Source organism: Neorickettsia sennetsu str. Miyayama, assembly GCF_000013165.1.
Taxonomy (GTDB): Bacteria; Pseudomonadota; Alphaproteobacteria; order Rickettsiales; family Anaplasmataceae; genus Neorickettsia; species Neorickettsia sennetsu.
Genome location: NC_007798.1, coordinates 399739 through 416751, shown reverse-complemented (window position 1 = coordinate 416751; position 17013 = coordinate 399739). Strand labels below are relative to the sequence as shown.

Here is a 17013-nt window from a genome sequence, read left to right as displayed (position 1 = left end):
ATGACGCTTGGGTTTGCACCCTTTCACCTAACACTCATTCTGGTTTTTGCGCTTGCACTTGTATATAGACAACTAAGGTTGTCTTCCTCTATGCAGGAAACCTTCTTGTTCTCTGTCCATTTTGGAAGTGCGTTTTTTTTGACTTCTTTATATTGGATTGCTTTTGCATTGGCGACAGATATACAAAATTTATGGTGGTTAATCATACCAGTTCCTATTGTACTTTCTCTCTTTCTTTCTCTTTATTTCGCGTGCGCCTTTACCCTATTTAAAGCAATCGCAATACAAAATCCACTTAGCTTCTCTATCATAATAACAGGATCAGAGTACCTAAGAGAAGTGTGTTTTGGTGGTTTCCCATGGAACCTCATTGGTTATTCATGGAATCATCTAGAGATTCTTCAGCTGACGTCACTTTTTGGTATCTTTGGACTTACCGCATTCACAACATTTATTTCTGGATCAGTTGGAGAACTTCTTCTCAAAGATTCAAAAAAAGCCAGAATCTACTTTGTTTGTTCAGTCATTTTATTTATATCAGTTTTTTGCTTTGGCCTCAGACGTTTGAGCCTTTATCCAACTCAATATTCCTCAAAAGTCGTGAGGATAGTACAGGCAAATATCTCTCATCAGCAAGTTTGGACACCTGAATTTCAAAAGATGGTACTCAAAAAGTACATTCAATTAAGCAGGTCTAGACCTTCAGCAAAAATCACCTATTTCGTGTGGCCGGAATCATCATTACCGTTCCTTTTCTCGGGACCTAAAACAGATGTAACGCTTCACGTGAGTCAAGCTCTTGGAAAACCTCTCGTAGCTGCCGGAACACGTAGAGATAATAACGCATTATTCAATTCAATTTTTGTACTTCGCGATGGGATCATCGCAGAATATTATGACAAGGTCAAACTTATCCCATTTGGAGAATACATACCTCTCGAAAATATAATACCAGTAAAAAAGATTGTTAATGGAATGAGCAGTTTTACTTATGGTGATGATAGTACGAAGGTGCTAGACAGTATAAAGGCAGCACCGATCCTCTGTTACGAAAGTATTTTTAGCACTTTTGTTGGTCGAAAAAAGCCTGCTGAATGGATAGTTAACCTTACGAATGACAGTTGGCTTGGAAATAGCACTGCACGGTATCAGCATCTACAAATGGCACGTGTCAGAGCGATAGAGTATGGCCTCCCAGTTGTTAGATCGACTACTACTGGTATTTCTGCAGTCATTGACCCATATGGAAGAATTCTGGAAAAAATAGACTACTCCTCCGAAGGAGTGTTAGATATCGCAATACCTGAAAAACATAAAAAGAAAACTTTCTACAGTTCACTCATCCAAAATATTAATAAACTCCGTTCCTGGTAACCAAGATGTGCACAGAGCCAGCCAGTACACAATGGTTTCTACGTTATATCACCTCCGCGCTCTGTAACGCGCGATGCCCCACCGGTCGGTACGTGCCTATGGGAAGCATGAACATTCTCTGCACCTGAAGCACCGGCCTCCCTCAAACTTCTTGCTACCCCCTGAAGTTGTTCATGCACTACAGCCTTTTTAGGCGCTGAACCGAATGCCTTCTCAAGTGGTGTACCATCAACATATACGCCTGAAGAAGTGAAATCAATCTTGCCCTCCTTGAAAAGAGAAGTCAATTTAGCAGAATTTTTTTTGGAACCAAAAGAGACAGAACCATCACTGCTAATGAATATCTCAACCTTCTCAGAATTTCCCTTTACCTTCGCATCAACCGAGACAATGACACACCCACTTTTGGGGATATAGTTCGTTAAACCATTTGCTTTTCTTTCCACCTTAACGACATCCCTACCCCCATTGAACGATAAATCACTACACCGTACTCCATAGGGCTTCACAGAAGAAAAAAGTTCATCAATATCAATAGAAGCGTTCTCATCAACCTTGATACACACCACGCCTCCAATAAGACTTGCGGAACTTTTATCCTTCGGTAATCTGAATGGAGCACTTACAATTGGCCTTATGCTTTCGACAAAGTTAAAACCGCTTGCAACATATAACGCATTCGCAGCCCGTTTGCTCACTTCTTCATTAAGTCGCTCACGCTCAAGTACAGCATCGCGGAGAATCCTACAGTAGTCTTGGTGCAACTGTGCATTCATCAAAATGCGCAATTCCGTATAATCGCTTTGACAGAGGTTAGGCTTATCCATCAGGACAGCTAAACGAGTACGGAGCACATCTTTTTTCTGTTCAAACTTCTCGAATCGTTCTAAAGTAGTTAAATCACCACTACTGTGCATCAAATCTACACCTCTACTTACAAGTAGGGACACCATCTCGGGACTAGGCTGAACGCCCGTCTCGAAAGAACGATCGAGTATCTTATCAAGGAAATTACGTCCATGAAGATCAACCGTATTTATTTCTGCTCCATATTCAAGGAGAAGCTTGCACATAGGAACATCGTTCCTTAAAATGGCACACTCAAGACTAGAAACACCATCGTTATCTTCAGAATTAATATCTAAGAGAGAACCTTGATGCCGTTCTAAAAATTCTCTAGTTTCGTCTAAGTCTGCTTCAAGTACAGAAAACATCAACATCTTCGCAAGGCTAATTTTATCATCAAAATTTGGAAAAGTTCTCCTAATGACATCTAAAAGGTGCCATGACCCTTTTACACCTGCTAAAACATCCAATGCCGAAAAACCATAGTAGTTTTTTTCCAAAAGCAACTCAGGATAAAAATTTTTGTTTGCGATAATAGCCTCAAGAGCTTCACGTACTTCAACAATAGCTCCAGGATTGCTTTTAAGCACCTTAAATAGCATATGCAGAACTGTATCCCCGTTCTCTGGGCTTTTTTCTCCAAAGTATGAAACTCCCTTGAAAAGATAGCAGAGCAGACCAAGACGCTTTGTAACCAAAGAGTGCTCACCATGAGTATTGTCACTAAGTATTTGCGAAAATATCTGCGAAAAAACAGGGAAATTATAGCCTTTAGGAAAAGAATTCATTTCTCCTAGCAATACGGAAGATGCACGTGACTTCGCACCCGTATTTGCGGACTGTAGAACATCCTCCAAACAATTCATTAGACTGGTGATTTTAGCACTTTCTTTCTCATGAGCACTTCTTAATTCCGCTGCAAAAGCCGGATCTCTTTCTTCCAGTAGTTGAAAGGCGCTTATCCCATCCCTTGAAACCTCAGCGAGGCTATAACCAGTATTTATACACTCAGCAACTAATTCTTTTAAACTTCCATCGCTAGCATGCTTTATAATACAATTAAGCAAGTTATCACCACTAGAGTTCTTTATGAACTTATTTGAACTTTGCACAACAACCTTAGCCAATTCTAAGTTGTTGGATGCTAGTACTGCCTCTATAATCTCACCCCTGTTATCGGCAGAATCGACAAGATCTGGATGCAAACGCATGTTAGCAAGAGCAATATCTATCCTGTCATTAGTAATATCTTCTTTTAAAGATGTAGCGCGCTTGTTGTACTCTTGTTGAAATTGTGAAAAAAGACTGTTGTGCGCATGAAAAGACTGCCTTTTGAATAGCTCAGACTCACTTTCTGCAATACAGCGCACCTGATCTATAAATTCCCCTCTTACTTCACTGCTTTGGGGCTCCACCGCCAAGGGCGGTGTTGGAGGAAGAGTTTTTCTTAAACGCTTCTCACGTTCAGCTAGGAGCGCAGCTGACTCAGCTCTATCTAACTTGAGAAGTTTAATCAATCCATCCAACTTACCTTTATCAAAGCTGGCTGGAAGCCCTGCAATTGCTTCCTTAACACTCTCTGCATTCATTTGCAGTCCAGCCCTATGCATCGTTTTCATAGCAGAAAGGTTTCCCATTTCGACAGCAAGAACAAACGGATCCCTACCTTGTTGATCTTTCTGATTCTCCAACAAGAGCTGCTGGTCTGGAGCAGTAATTACATTAAGCATTTTTTGCACACTCGCAATCAGCTTAAGCATCGCATCATTATTTGTTGCAACAGCAGTGTGTAAGAGGCGCGATTCAAGAAGTAAAGCGCTCGCAGCACCCGCTCCATGGCGTGCCAACACACTCTCAACTATTATTTTAAGCGCTGAAGCATTATCCATGTAAACGGCAAGCTCTAGAACAGTCCTACCAGCTCCGTTCCGTTGATTCAAGGCGGAAAAGGTGGTGGTACTTGTATAGATAGCATGCGTCAACATCAAGTCTAATACCTCCATATCGCTACATTTGACAGCCGTGTGCAAAAGATTTTCCCCATTTACGTTTGGAATAAAAACATCATCTAAGTGGTGCTGTAGCAAATAATCAAGGAGGAGTGATCTCCTTCTCTTTTCCGGACCATTGTTTGCAAAGTGCTTCGCCAAAAGCGCAACCTGCAAGGGAGTACCTATATCAGCAGACACGTTTACCGCTGGAGAAACACCACCACTATCTGCAGACTTTAGCTTGCTATACTTATTTGCGTAGGCCTGCCATTGTGCAATGCCACCAAAGGCAGCAATGAGGGTACCTATGTTATGCCCATCTGGGCTGCACACTGAAAGAAGCCCTTTATCTCCATCTTCAAAGCCATTCAATTTATCTTTTATATTCTCTGCTTCAGGTGTATCCATGGAGATAGCGTGTGCATACGTAAGCAAAACACCCTTACCAGAAAACTTTGAAGTAACCTGTTTCCTAAGAGTATTCATTTCCTCACGTATAAGTGCAACGGCCGCTACTGAAGGCTCAAACTCTGCCTTATCCTTTCCAGGATCCCTGAGCGGAGTATAAGTAGCATCATATAAGCTAGATGATCCAAAGCCACACTTTAAAAGACCAGTAACATCTTGATTTTTGATAAGACTATCCTTTAGATCATCATTTGCACACTCTTTGGCTTCTGACAATATTTTCTGTGCAACCGGATTGTTACCACTTTGTACAGCTGTAACTAGCGGGTTTGCACCACTATCCAAAAGTGTTGCAACAAGCGTCTCTTCACGCAAATCCGCAGCATCCATTACTTCTTGATGCCAATCTTGCGGGTTTTGGGTACTAAGCACCCTTAACAACGTTTCGTTAGCATGCCTACACATCGCATCGGATCTAGCACGCTGCATCCCTTCTTGAAGCGTCCTCTCAGCTTCCAGATCACCGATCTTTTCTTGCACTTCAGGAGTCTGGAAGGCTGTCAGTTGTTCAAGTTCAGCCTCAACGTCCTTACATTTATTTTTACTTTTTTCCTGTAATTTTTTATGTTCTAGAAGAATAAACTTCACCAAATCCGGTCTACCACTTTCAGCAGCCACTTCAAGAATGCTCTTCGTACCCTCAGCGGTATCTATGCATTTGTACACGTTGGATTCATCTTGTAAAAATAGCGTTTGCAGGACAGATTTATCCCCATCGGCGATTTTTTTATGAAGTACAACGCTTTCCTTTAGATCGTTAATTTGATTCGCCGTTGCCTCTGTAATTGGCTTGCAAAATTTCTTCTCGTATAGAGGCTGGTAAAAAGCGTTTATGTTTGCATTATGGTGAACTGGTAAGAGGCCTCTTGCATCCTTAACACGCAATAAAGCTTCACCATCAGAAGATAAGTTAAGAATCATACCTATCAGTTGTGGGGCTTTGTCAACAACAAAGTGCAAAGCCGCCTTTCCAGATGTCTTACCAACTCCTGCAAGAAGCCTATCTATACATTCTCGGTGTGCACTGAGCTCTTCCTGAGTGCTTGCAGCTACCAATGCACCTTCTAAGCTTTGAAGAATCGCAGCAAAACAATCAGGATCCTCATTTGCAATAGCAAGCTCCAACGGATTACATCCTGCCTTATTCTCGTGCTCCCAAGATTTCGGTGAAGCAAGAGCAGCAATACCAGCAATCCTATTGGGATCACGAGTTTCAACCACTCCATGTAGGATATCCTCAACATTGATCCTACCTTCCGTAACAAATTCTAGGCAGCTAGGGAAAGCGATTTTTATCAAGAAATCAATAAATGCCTTTTCATTGATAGAACCATCGCGTTTTTCATAAAAATCACAAAGTTTTTTCAAAAGAACGGAACCAGAGTGACCAGCAAAAAACCTTGCACAGACGTTTTCTGGAGCACAACGAACCATTGCATCAGCAAGCTTAATCAAGTCAGCTGGATCCGTCCCACCGTCAACTATTTCCGCAAGAGACATGTAACCACTCCCATCACTGTTTCCAATCATTGCATTTCTAGCAAACTCTCCAGCGTCCTGGGAAGGTATATTACTCACTATAAACTCCGTTGGAGTGAGCTCCCCACACGGCATATTAAATATCACATCCGCTGCACCTATCGCTTTCCTTATGCGGGTAAACTTATCATTCGAATAGCGAACACTTTGTAAAATCTGCGTTTTGTACTTACTTGATAGACTAAGATTATTCAAAAGTTCCTCTGCCTCTTCAATGATGGGTTTTTCTGATAGGAACAGCTTGTTTAACCACTGCAAAGCTTCAGGATCATTTTTTTCAAGTGCCCTATGATATAAGTTCTTCCCATCGCCGTCTGAAGACATTAAAACTGCCAGTGCTTCTTCATAATTCGACGCAAGAGAGCGAAAATAGTTACATAGGTCATTTACTATCTGCCTATCTGTCTTACCTGTTGTAGTCAACTGTCGAATGTTGGCCGTACCACGAGCAACCGCTTTCAACATTTCCACAGAGGCCGTACCACTTGCACAACTAAGCGCTTTCATGAACAAAGTACAACCGGAAACCCTATCAATCTCACACCTAGCACTTCTCAGGGCACCGTTCGCAAACAATCGATTTATTAGAGTGGTGTTATTAGCAGCTAAGGCAACTTGCACCGGTGTGAGACCAGTTCCAAAATCCGCCAAATTTATTAAACTATTTACACGAAGGTGTTTGCATAAATCTGCAAAAATCTCCTCTCTACCAGTTATTCTTGCCCTCAAACCTGCAATCGCAGTGGACGATTCTTTTGTCTGCACAGGAAGCAAATCAGCAATGTCTCTCTCATCTTTTGGAGTTTCTATGCAAATAGCAGAAACCACCGCATTAAAAGCTGAAACTCCGTTATAGGGACTCCCTGAATAATCAAAATCGACACGCTTAGTGAGTTGAGAGAAAAGAGAGTAGTTGCCACAACTAATAGCATCTAAAAGTTTATTGTATAGACCCTGCATAGCTCACTATAAAGCAAAAAAATCCCCTGAACACGACAAAACAACACATCAAAATCAGCCCACCAAGTCCCCGTCCAGAAGGGAACAGTAAATTCAAGGATAAGGCGCCAATTATACCTAAAACAGTTTAAAAAAATGCTACCAAGAAACTCAGCACCTAAGACTGCTCCTAATCTATCAGACTTACAAAGATAACCATCTATTTCACGTCATTAAAAGCAACCTGGTTAGTGCCTTAGACATCCTCACAGGATTTCTCACCTCATCACCTTGTAGAATGCATGCCTGATCATAGAGAAGAAATATCAAATCCTCTACTTCAGGAGAATCGACTTTCCCAATTATTTTTCCAATGACAGGATGAGAAGCATTGATCTCCAAAATCTTTTTTGATCTGGAATGAAGCTGTTTCTGCTCAAGCATAAACTTCTCCATCCTTATATCCATTGCACCATCCGGAACAGCAAGACAAACAGGACTTTCTGTAAGCCTCTTCGAGATTCTTACAGACTCAACTTCATCTTTCAAGACTTCTTGCATTTTTGCTATCAAACGATCTATCTCTTTATCATGATGTTGTTGAACCTCCTGTCCTGCTTTTTCAAGTTCAGCAAAAGCATCAAGATCAATGCTAGATCTAGTAATCGATTTAATATTATACGACTTATATTCATGAGAAACACTTATCCAAAAATCGTCTACTGGATCAGTAAAAAACAACACATCCAATCCACGGCTAACAAAACCCTCAAGCTGAGGACTATTTTTAGCACTCTCAAAGCTTGTACTACATAGACAGTAGATTTCTTTTTGTTCCGGATGCATATCCTGTATGTATTCATCCAGGCTGATAAGCTTCTCCTTTTTCAGAGAGTAAAAACGACACAAAGCAAATAAACGCTCCCTCTCATCTGTTGGCATAGCCTCACAGAGGCCTTCTTTTAAAACAGCCCCAAAATTGTTCCAAAACCCAGAGATATACTCTTCAGGATTGCTGTCCGCCCTTTTTTTAAGCTCGTTAAGCACCCTATTAGTCAAGGACTTCTTTATCTTAACAAGTGCATTATTATACTGGAGCGTTTCCCTGCTTATATTAAGCGGAAGATCAGCGCAGTCTACTACGCCCTTTAGGAACCGTAAGTATTGAGGAATTAACTGTACATTCTCTTCGGTTATGAAAACTTTTTTTATGTATAGTTTTACAGAAGCCCTCCTATCAGGATTGTAGAGATCAAACGGCTTTATAGACGGCACGTAGAGCAAGTTTATATACTCAGTGCTACCCTCATTTTTATTGTGGATGATCATCCATGGCTTTCCCCCTACATGCGCAACATCGCGGAAGAAGTTTTGATGTTCTTCATCAGTAATTTCAGTTTTGTTCTTCGTCCATATAGCACTCGCAGAATTAATCTGATCTTTCTCACCTTTCTCATCGATCAGGTATATTGGGAAGGCAATGTGATTGGAATTTGTCACAACAACATGCTCTAGTTTGAACTTATCCAAGAATTCCTCAGAATTATCCTTGAGATAGATTCTGATCTTTGTTCCCCTAGAAACACTTTCACCAAGTTCATCAACATAGAAGCTATCTCTTCCACGAGACCCCCAAATATAACCTTTTTTTGTACCTGCCTTTCTTGTCTCCACTTCAACCTTATCTGCCACCATGAAGACTGAATAAAACCCAACTCCAAACTGCCCTATTAAATCGACTTTTTTATCCTTAAGTGATTCCAAAAATTTCTCAGTCCCAGATCTGGCTACTGTTCCTAAATTTTCTACAAGCTCTTTTTCGTCCATTCCGATCCCATTATCGGAGATCTCTAATATTTTTTTCTCCTTATTAAGAGAGATAAGAATCTCAAGCTCAGGGTTATCTTCAAGTAATTCCTGATCAAAGTAAGATGCCTCACGTAGTTTATTTAGAGCATCAGATGCATTAGAGATGAGCTCTCTAAGAAAAACGTCCTTATGTCTGTAAAGAGAATGTATAACCAAATTCAAAACCTTCGATGCATCTGCATCAAAAGAATAGGTGTTCTTATGCTCTGTTTTCTCCATGAGTTAGCTATCAAAGTCCCAAGTCTACTCGAGAAGATATAAGTGTCTTATTTCACAATTTCAATCCCAAACACGTTACCATGGGATCGAAAATACAAGATGACAACGGGGACTTTATCTACAGCACCACTAGGTACAGTGTGGTAGCAGCTTTTATTAAGATTCTTTGCAGTTGTAAGGCTTCATGCTATAGAATGCAGGAATTTATCCAGCTATACATGGATGACTGTTAATTCATTTGCTGATTATAAGTAAGCACTTGAAAAAAGTTCAGCGTTGTGTTTTACTTCTGCTTGTACTTTTTTCCGTCTTCCAATGTTTGCAAGAGAACTAGAACCTAAATCCCTCCTTAGACACTGCTTTTATAAAGCTTGGGAGAGAGGTGAATTATCTAAAAGAGATCTACAGGAGTACGCTTGCCAGTACTTTAACCACGTCAATGAAACACCTAGGTACCTTAGTACTCTTCATTCAAAATGTTCGGATATAAAGACCAGGCAGGTGTTACTTGATAACTTAATTGATGAAGAAAAGGGAGAAGAAAATCACCCAAAGTTGTGGTTAGATTTTTGTTCCTTCATCGGACTGGAGAGCGAGAAAGCCAAAAATGCAAAGTTGCTTGAAACAACCAGGGACTTAAGTAACACATTCTTTAGATTATCAAATAGCTCTGTAGCTGAAGGTATAGGCGCACTTTATGCATATGAAAGACAGATTCCTGAAATAGCACGTGTAAAGATAGCCAGTCTGAAGAAATTCCATTCTGTGAATGATGAAAAGGCGCTAAAGTTCTTTTCCGTGCATGAAGAAGCCGACAAGTGGCACTCTCAAGAATGTGAAGATCTTATCAAAGAAATGAACGAACACGATAGAGAGAAAGCAAGAAAAGGAGCTCTTGAGCTTGCTTCCGCTTTGTGGGGATTTCTAGATGGAATGGAAGAAATCAGGTTAAAAGGTGGACATCTGAACGTGTGACTTTTTAGTCCCGTTCGTCTGGAAAGGCGTCCTGTTATGTTTGAATTTGCCAGAGTGCTCTTCGCTTTTCCCGAGGTGAGTGGCTGTCTGTTCTTGCTATAGTTAGGCTGAGCCCAATTTTGTGGACTTAGGTGGAAAGTCTGCAGCTGTTGCGTGGACATCGTTTTTCCGTGTATGGTTTGTACTGAGTCTATCTCGCATTAGCATGAGTTATATAGGGCTTGCAAACAAATATAGGCCACGCCTACTCGATGAAATTGTTGGGCAGGATTTTCTGGTCAAGTGCCTTTCCGCATCAATAGCAAGGGATGAGGTTGCTGGTGCTATCTTGCTATCAGGTCCATATGGAACAGGCAAGACAACAACAGCAAGAGCAGTAACTCTTTCTCTGCTGTGCTTAAACCGGACGAGCGCTTTGCCTTGTTTAAAATGTGATTCTTGCATCTCAATACTGAGTGGATCCCATCCAGACATTCTAGAAATTGATGCAGCAAGCAATACAGGGGTTGAAGATGTTCGAATGTTAATAGAGGGTGCGCTTTACAAGCCACTCCTCTCGAAATACAAGAGTTATATAGTTGATGAAGTTCATATGCTTTCTCAAAGTGCCTTTAGCGCACTGTTGAAGCTACTTGAAGAACCACCGCAACATGTAAAGTTTTTCCTTGCAACCACGGAACTGCAAAAGATTCCTGCGACTATAATCTCGAGATGCCAACATTATCGACTTTCGAGGTTAAGTAGGGTCGTAATCGCGGAAAGACTCACCCAAGTTGCTGAGAAAGAACAAATTGAAATCACTCAAGATGCTATAAAATTCATTGCAGAAAAAGCGGATGGCTCGCTTAGAGATGCTTTATCTCTTCTGGAACAAGTTACTCTTCATCCTTCCGAAGGAAAAATTACAGTACATGTCTTGAGAAACAAAATGGGTCTCGTGGACCTATCTGAAGTATACATGCTATTGGACTCCATCATTGCGGGTGATTGCAAAACCTCGCTTGGTAAATTAAACGATTTATACTCCAAAGGCTACGAGATGCTTACAATTTTTATGGAGCTTGTAGCACTAATAAATGAAAAGATCCAGGATAAACTCACCGCTGAAGATAGCAGCAAGTCCGGATTTTTTTGTAGACTTGCACAATGCATGCTTTCCAGTATTGAGGAAATTAAATCTTTTAACTGTGATCACAGTGTTGCTGAGCTCGCTATAATCAGAATGTCATACATAGCCAACTTACCTTCTCCAGGAGAAATTATAAAGATTTTTTCAAATGAAATGCGTACAATACTTCCTAGAAATTCTGAAATATCTAAGAACAGCAGTATGAGTTCTGCTGAGTTGACCAGTTATATACTTAAGGAGTTTGATGGTTCAGAATTATCAGACTAATAACGTAGCTATAGAAACTGCAAGCCTCAAACATGTAGTCGGTGAGTTGGTGGCTATATTTTTCGAGTATAAAAAATTAGCTGGACGATCTTCCATAGCCAACGGATAAGGGCGTGTATCTTTCGACCATAACATGGCGTGATTAAGACAGAGATTATTTCAAGACTTTTCGCATGGCCGGTGTAATAAAGTTATGGTACTTTCTCACAGCTCTACTATTGCTAAGCAGCCCTGTTAATGATTCAAATCTATTATTCTTCAATGAAGGCAAAGGTAGCAAAACTAAGAAATGAATGCTACTCTTGCCCCAAGGGGAGAATAAGTGACTATTGTGAGGTGATTCGCGTGGACATTCAGGGAATGCTCAAAGGGATGCAGAAAAAAATGAGTGATATCAAACAAAAGAAAGATAATGCTCGTTATACAGGTGAAGCTGCTGGTGGAATGGTTAAGGTCATAATCGATGGAAACTTTGACCTTAAGGAGATAACAATAGATGAGAAACTGGAAGAAGATATGTGCGTCATCTCAGATCTCATAATTGCTGCATACAATCATGCGAAAGATCTTGCTGCCAAGGACGAAGAATCCCTGGAAGGGAACTTGTTAAAAGATTTTCCAATACCTTTTGACATAAAAAAGCCACCTTTCTGAGTTTCAAAAATTTCTACAGTGCATTGCCCAAAGTGCAACAGTGTGAGGTTTATCAAGAGCGGCAAGGCAAAAGAAAAGCAGCGGTACAAGTGCTTGAATTGTGGGTGTCAGTTCAGCAGGAACGAAAAGCACGGGGCGCCACTTCGTTTAAAAATGCATGCAGTGCAGCTTTTTCTCTCTGGGATTTCGATGAACTCCATTGCAAAGATATTTTCAGTGTCGCCACCAACGGTAATGCGATGGGTTAATCAGTTTAGTGATTCATTTGGGGAGGATTTTCCCAAGAAGACCTCAAGCATCTCAGAAAGGAGTAACCTAGAAATAGTATGTGCTGACTTAGGTAGTGAGACGGAGGTCATACTCTCACACATTACGGAGGAACTAATTTGTGTCACTATACGCAAGCCAGCCAGCGAAAAGTGAGATCAACCTACTCTCTCTTGTATTGCAGGAACTAAGTCTAGATCTTCCCACTTGAAAGACATATCCGTAGGATTATATGAATGGCCAAAGTGACCTATTGTCGATGTCTTTAGATATATCGGCCTATCCAGATGAAGAAGCGTGGATATACCTAAAGGAGAAAAATCAATTTTATCTACAATTAAAGAAAAAATCTGCTCCTCATCACAGGCGGTGATTCCGGGTAGAGAGATTTGCACATTTAGTGGGGCATCCATCCCAATTGCGTAACATAACTGTACAACACATTTGCTTGCCGCACCTGAAAAAACTATATTTTTTGCAATATACCGCGCAAGATAAGCCGCAGAACGATCAACTTTAGTTGCGTCTTTGCCGGAAAATGCACCACCACCGTTTGGAATTACACCTCCATAAGTATCTGCAACTATCTTTCTTCCAGTCAGACCACAGTCCCCTTTAGGACCGCCTATTGTAAACGCACCAGCTGGATTAATGATAATACTATCCGCTGAAAATGACCAATCCTTAGGCAAAACAGAAACTATCTTTTCCAACAACGTATTTCTGACATCCCGCGTAGACATCCCTGCGGGATGCTGAACTGACGCAACCACATTAGTAACTCCAACTGGTCTCCCAGAAAAATCGTATTCAATTGTAATTTGACTTTTCCCATCTGGTCCAAAGAGAGGACTTTCTCTCACGACACGAATAATTTCCCTTGCATAATACATCGGGGCTGGCATACCAACAGGTGTTTCATCAGTCGCATATCCAAACATGACGCCTTGATCACCGGCGCCTAGACTAGCTGAACGCCGGAGACCCGCAGAAATTTCAGGGGACTGTTCATGTAAAAGATTAACTATCTCCAAAGATTCCCAGTCTAATAAGTGTTTTTCATATCCTATACCTTTTAAAAACAAGCGGATTTTTTCTTCCAGTTCCGCATTGGTAACCTCTGGACCATAGATCTCACCAGCTACAATAACCCTATCGGGAGTCACCATTGTCTCAGCTGCTACTCTGGATGAAGGATCTTTTTGAAGATAAGTGTCCAAAACCAAATCTGAGATCTGATCAGCTATCTTATCAGGATGACCAGGTAAAACCGCTTCACTGCTAAAATACCTGAACCCAAAATGCATAAAATATAGGAAAATCTTTTATATTTCAGGGAGGCATTATACAATACCGCCCTGTGCTTTTCCATCATGATCCTCTGGTGATGCGTCAGGGGAATTTAGTAGTACTTGGCCTGGGTTCAAACGTAGGTGATACGAAAAAAAACATTTTAGCTGCAGTAAGAAAGTTACCTGTGACAAGAAAAATACTTTCCCCAATCATTAAAACGAAAGCGCTTCTAACAAAGAATGCTCCTGAAGAGTGGAATATGGATTATCATAATGCTGTTGTTATCGGAAGAGCACTCTTCGAGCCATTCGAGACACTGAACCGCCTCAAAAAGATAGAAAAGCAGATGAAAAAGATCAAATTAGGTAAGTATTCTCCAAGAACTATAGATATCGACATCTTATTTTGGGGGAAGGCTATCCTATTTGAAAAACAACTCAGGATCCCGCACAAAGAAGTTCTGAACCGCTACTTTACGCTCAAACCAGCAGTAGAAATAGTTCCACTTCTGCATCATCCAATCTGTAAAATAAACATGAGGCAGGCTTTACTTAACCACAATAGAAACACTAGAAGAAGTTTTACCTCTGAGAATCACGTTAGTCCACAAAGTAAATACGCAAAGCCTTTGTATCAACTAAAAGAATATTAGCTCCAGTATATATAGGTATATATACCATTACCATATCTATAAGGTCTCTGGTTTTACTATTACCTTGCCAATTGATTCCACTTATCCACAAATCTCATCTCAGTAGAATATGTTATAAGTATGAATACAGTTATAACTGATCTGAATCTGTAGCTCTTGAACTGAGTGGGTATACTGTTGTCTCCCTTACGCTGAAGTGTATATAAGTTGTGTATCCTACTCTATTTTTATATAAAACGTAAGATAATGATTTCAAAAATCGTTGGGGTTTTAAATATTACCCCGGATTCATTCTTTGATGGAGGAAAATTTTTTAAGAGAGATGATGCTGTAAGACACGCACTGCACATGATACAAAATGGTGCTGATATAATAGAAATGGGTGCGGAGTCAACAAGACCAGATGGAGATCCAATTTCACAGAGGGAAGAAATAAACCGCCTGGATGGAATCCTCCAGGAGATAGTTGAGCTATGTAAGAAGCATGGTACCGTTGCAGCGATCGACAGTTACAATCCAGAAACGGTCGAATTTGCTCTAGAAAACGGTGTTACATTTGTTAACAGTCAAAAAAATGTAGAGGAAGTAGCAAAACTCCTTGTTAGAAAAGGCAAGGTAGATTTTCCACTGCTCTTGCCTCATGCATTAACCATACCAGTAAAGGGAGATCTCAACCTTCCGGATAATATAGATGTCATTGAAACCTTAAAAACATGGTTTGAAGAAAAATTAGCAGTTCTCGAATCAATAGGTATACCAAGAAAAAATATCTTAATTGACCCTGGTCTAGGTTTTGGAAAAACGAATCAGCAGTGCTATACCATCATAAAGAATATAGAGAGTCTAAGATGTTTCTCCTTGCCGATTTTTGCTGGTCACTCAAACAAGAGGCTTGTTAAACACTTAAATGACCAGTGTCCTGGAGTAAATTTCACCCTTCCCATATCCGCTATTTTATTTACAAAAAAAGTTGAGTATGTAAGGGTGCACTCAGTAAAGGAACATCATGTATTACGTTCAAATTTCTTTTAAACCATTGCATTGAATTCTTCGTCTGGGAGGACTTATTCCAAAGAAAAAAATGTCTTGGTATGGGAAAGCTGTCATTTTAGCAAAAAATATCAGAGTAAAATACAAAACAGATAGAGTACCACCCTGGAAATTTAAAAGCGGCAAAACCCCAGATTGAAGATTCATTATACCCTAACGATCCATTCCTAGAAGATGCCTACGGTAACGTATACACATACTAGAGGATCAGCGGAAAACTAAAGGGCCTAAAATTCTTTTCCAGATAAAGAAGATATCTAACGATAAATTCAAACAATACCGGAACTATTTGAGGAAGGAGAAGCAAACTGTTGAGGTAGCATCCTGCCAGCTAAGTAGCCTAATCTACCAGCACGAACAGCATGTTTCATCGCCTTTGCCATTTGAACAGGGAAACGCGCTTTTGCTATTGAAGTATTTATAAGCACCCCATCGCAACCGGCTTCCATCGCTATTACAGCGTCCGACGGCGTACCAACTCCAGCATCCACTATTACCGGAACACTAGATTGCTTCACAATAACTTTCAAATTAAAAAGATTCTGTATACCCAAACCTGAACCTATCGGCGCTGCAAGTGGCATAATCGCAACCGCACCGCTCTCTTCTAGCCTTTTACACATTATGGGATCATCATTGCAGTACGGCATAACGTGAAATCCTTCTCCAGCCAAAATTTTGACTGCTTTTAACGTTTCCCGCATGTCTGGGTAAAGAAACTCCTTCTCTGAAAAAACCTCTACTTTAACAAGGTTCCAGCCGCCTATTTCTCTTGCTAGAGCTAGATGTCGAACTGCTTCTCCCGCAGTAAAACAGAACGCAGTATTAGGAAGGTAAGTATATTTCTTAGGATCGAGATAATCCTGCAAACTTTCACGTTTATTATCGGTAATGTTCACCCTTTTTAGAGCAACTGTGACCACCTCAGCACCGGAGGCTTCTATGGCTTTAACAGTCTCATCGAAATTCTTGTATTTACCAGTACCAACAATCAAACGAGAGGAGAAATTTCTTCCCGCGATTTCTAAATGATCGAGCATAAATAACAGGATTTCAAATCATTAGCGACTTAAAAAGATTACCAGCCAAACAGGATCCAAGACAAGCTTTTCAAAACCCTACTACCTAGAAGACAGAGGACCAACTAGTCTCACCCCAAACAAAAAATGGACGGCCCAACAACAGGCATCCCAGCAGCAAACAAGCTAGAGAGAAGAAGCAACTACAAGCAGTCAAAAGCACCGCTAAAACAGTCTAATTCACTTCGGAGTGGCAAAGCAAAAGCTGCTTTGCCACCAGAATAAAAATGAGAGACGCTAACGCTCTGCTTTTTTCTCAGAATCTTTAAGCTCTTCTCTTAGTGTCCTAAGTCCTCTACCTATGTCCGAGATGACCTGAGGCAACTTTCCAGCTCCAAAAAGAACAAGAATTATAAGAAAAACAAGCAATATCTGCCAGGGTCCTAATGACATACAACCTCC

13 protein-coding genes are annotated in these 17013 nt (G+C 40.6%); 8 read left to right on the top strand and 5 right to left on the bottom strand.

Annotated elements, in window-relative coordinates:
- On the top strand, positions 1-1374 hold the full coding sequence (gene lnt, locus NSE_RS02010; protein WP_264370747.1) for an apolipoprotein N-acyltransferase: 1374 nt from the start codon (positions 1-3) through the stop codon (positions 1372-1374).
- 38 nt (positions 1375-1412) lie between these two features.
- Here the strand turns inward: lnt and NSE_RS02005 are convergent, their stop codons facing one another.
- On the bottom strand, positions 1413-7178 hold the full coding sequence (locus NSE_RS02005; RefSeq protein ID WP_011451886.1) for an ankyrin repeat domain-containing protein: 5766 nt from the start codon (positions 7176-7178) through the stop codon (positions 1413-1415).
- 204 nt (positions 7179-7382) lie between these two features.
- Positions 7383-9245: a molecular chaperone HtpG gene (gene htpG / locus NSE_RS02000; protein ID WP_011451885.1), complete on the bottom strand. Its 1863-nt coding sequence runs from the start codon at positions 9243-9245 to the stop codon at positions 7383-7385.
- Positions 9246-9560: 315 nt separating this feature from the next.
- On the opposite strand from htpG, the gene NSE_RS01995 reads away from it, so the two are divergent.
- The 4 genes from NSE_RS01995 (at position 9561) to NSE_RS03985 (ending at position 12693) form a co-directional block, all read left to right on the top strand.
- Positions 9561-10220, top strand: coding sequence for a CADD family putative folate metabolism protein (locus tag NSE_RS01995; protein WP_227028980.1), 660 nt, complete (start codon positions 9561-9563; stop codon positions 10218-10220).
- A gap of 205 nt (positions 10221-10425) precedes the next feature.
- Positions 10426-11616: a DNA polymerase III subunit gamma/tau gene (gene dnaX / locus NSE_RS01990; protein ID WP_011451882.1), complete on the top strand. Its 1191-nt coding sequence runs from the start codon at positions 10426-10428 to the stop codon at positions 11614-11616.
- A 237-nt stretch (positions 11617-11853) separates the two neighbouring features.
- Positions 11854-12270 (top strand): YbaB/EbfC family nucleoid-associated protein, encoded by a 417-nt coding sequence (locus NSE_RS01985; protein WP_227028979.1) that lies wholly within the window; start codon positions 11854-11856, stop codon positions 12268-12270.
- 42 nt (positions 12271-12312) lie between these two features.
- Positions 12313-12693, top strand: a complete 381-nt coding sequence (locus tag NSE_RS03985; protein ID WP_049821602.1) for a helix-turn-helix domain-containing protein — start codon at positions 12313-12315, stop codon at positions 12691-12693.
- A 2-nt stretch (positions 12694-12695) separates the two neighbouring features.
- Here NSE_RS03985 and metK read toward each other — a convergent pair whose 3' ends face one another.
- On the bottom strand, positions 12696-13844 hold the full coding sequence (gene metK, locus NSE_RS01975) for a methionine adenosyltransferase (protein WP_011451878.1): 1149 nt from the start codon (positions 13842-13844) through the stop codon (positions 12696-12698).
- Between the two features lie 80 nt (positions 13845-13924).
- Between metK and folK the strand changes: the two genes are divergently transcribed.
- Both folK and folP read left to right on the top strand, forming a co-directional pair.
- A complete protein-coding gene (folK, locus tag NSE_RS01970; RefSeq protein WP_227028978.1) occupies positions 13925-14482 on the top strand; it encodes a 2-amino-4-hydroxy-6-hydroxymethyldihydropteridine diphosphokinase in 558 nt (185 codons plus the stop codon).
- Between the two features lie 246 nt (positions 14483-14728).
- Positions 14729-15514: a dihydropteroate synthase gene (gene folP / locus NSE_RS01965; RefSeq protein WP_049821601.1), complete on the top strand. Its 786-nt coding sequence runs from the start codon at positions 14729-14731 to the stop codon at positions 15512-15514.
- 287 nt (positions 15515-15801) lie between these two features.
- Here the strand turns inward: folP and NSE_RS01955 are convergent, their stop codons facing one another.
- Positions 15802-16572 (bottom strand): thiazole synthase, encoded by a 771-nt coding sequence (locus NSE_RS01955; RefSeq protein WP_011451873.1) that lies wholly within the window; start codon positions 16570-16572, stop codon positions 15802-15804.
- A 126-nt stretch (positions 16573-16698) separates the two neighbouring features.
- On the opposite strand from NSE_RS01955, the gene NSE_RS04125 reads away from it, so the two are divergent.
- Positions 16699-16836, top strand: a complete 138-nt coding sequence (locus NSE_RS04125) for a hypothetical protein (protein ID WP_011451872.1) — start codon at positions 16699-16701, stop codon at positions 16834-16836.
- A gap of 12 nt (positions 16837-16848) precedes the next feature.
- On the opposite strand, the gene tatA is transcribed toward NSE_RS04125, so the two are convergent.
- Positions 16849-17004 carry a twin-arginine translocase TatA gene (gene tatA, locus NSE_RS01950; protein WP_011451871.1) on the bottom strand — a complete coding sequence of 52 codons (156 nt, stop codon included), beginning with the start codon at positions 17002-17004 and terminating at the stop codon, positions 16849-16851.
- Positions 17005-17013 lie beyond the last annotated feature (9 nt).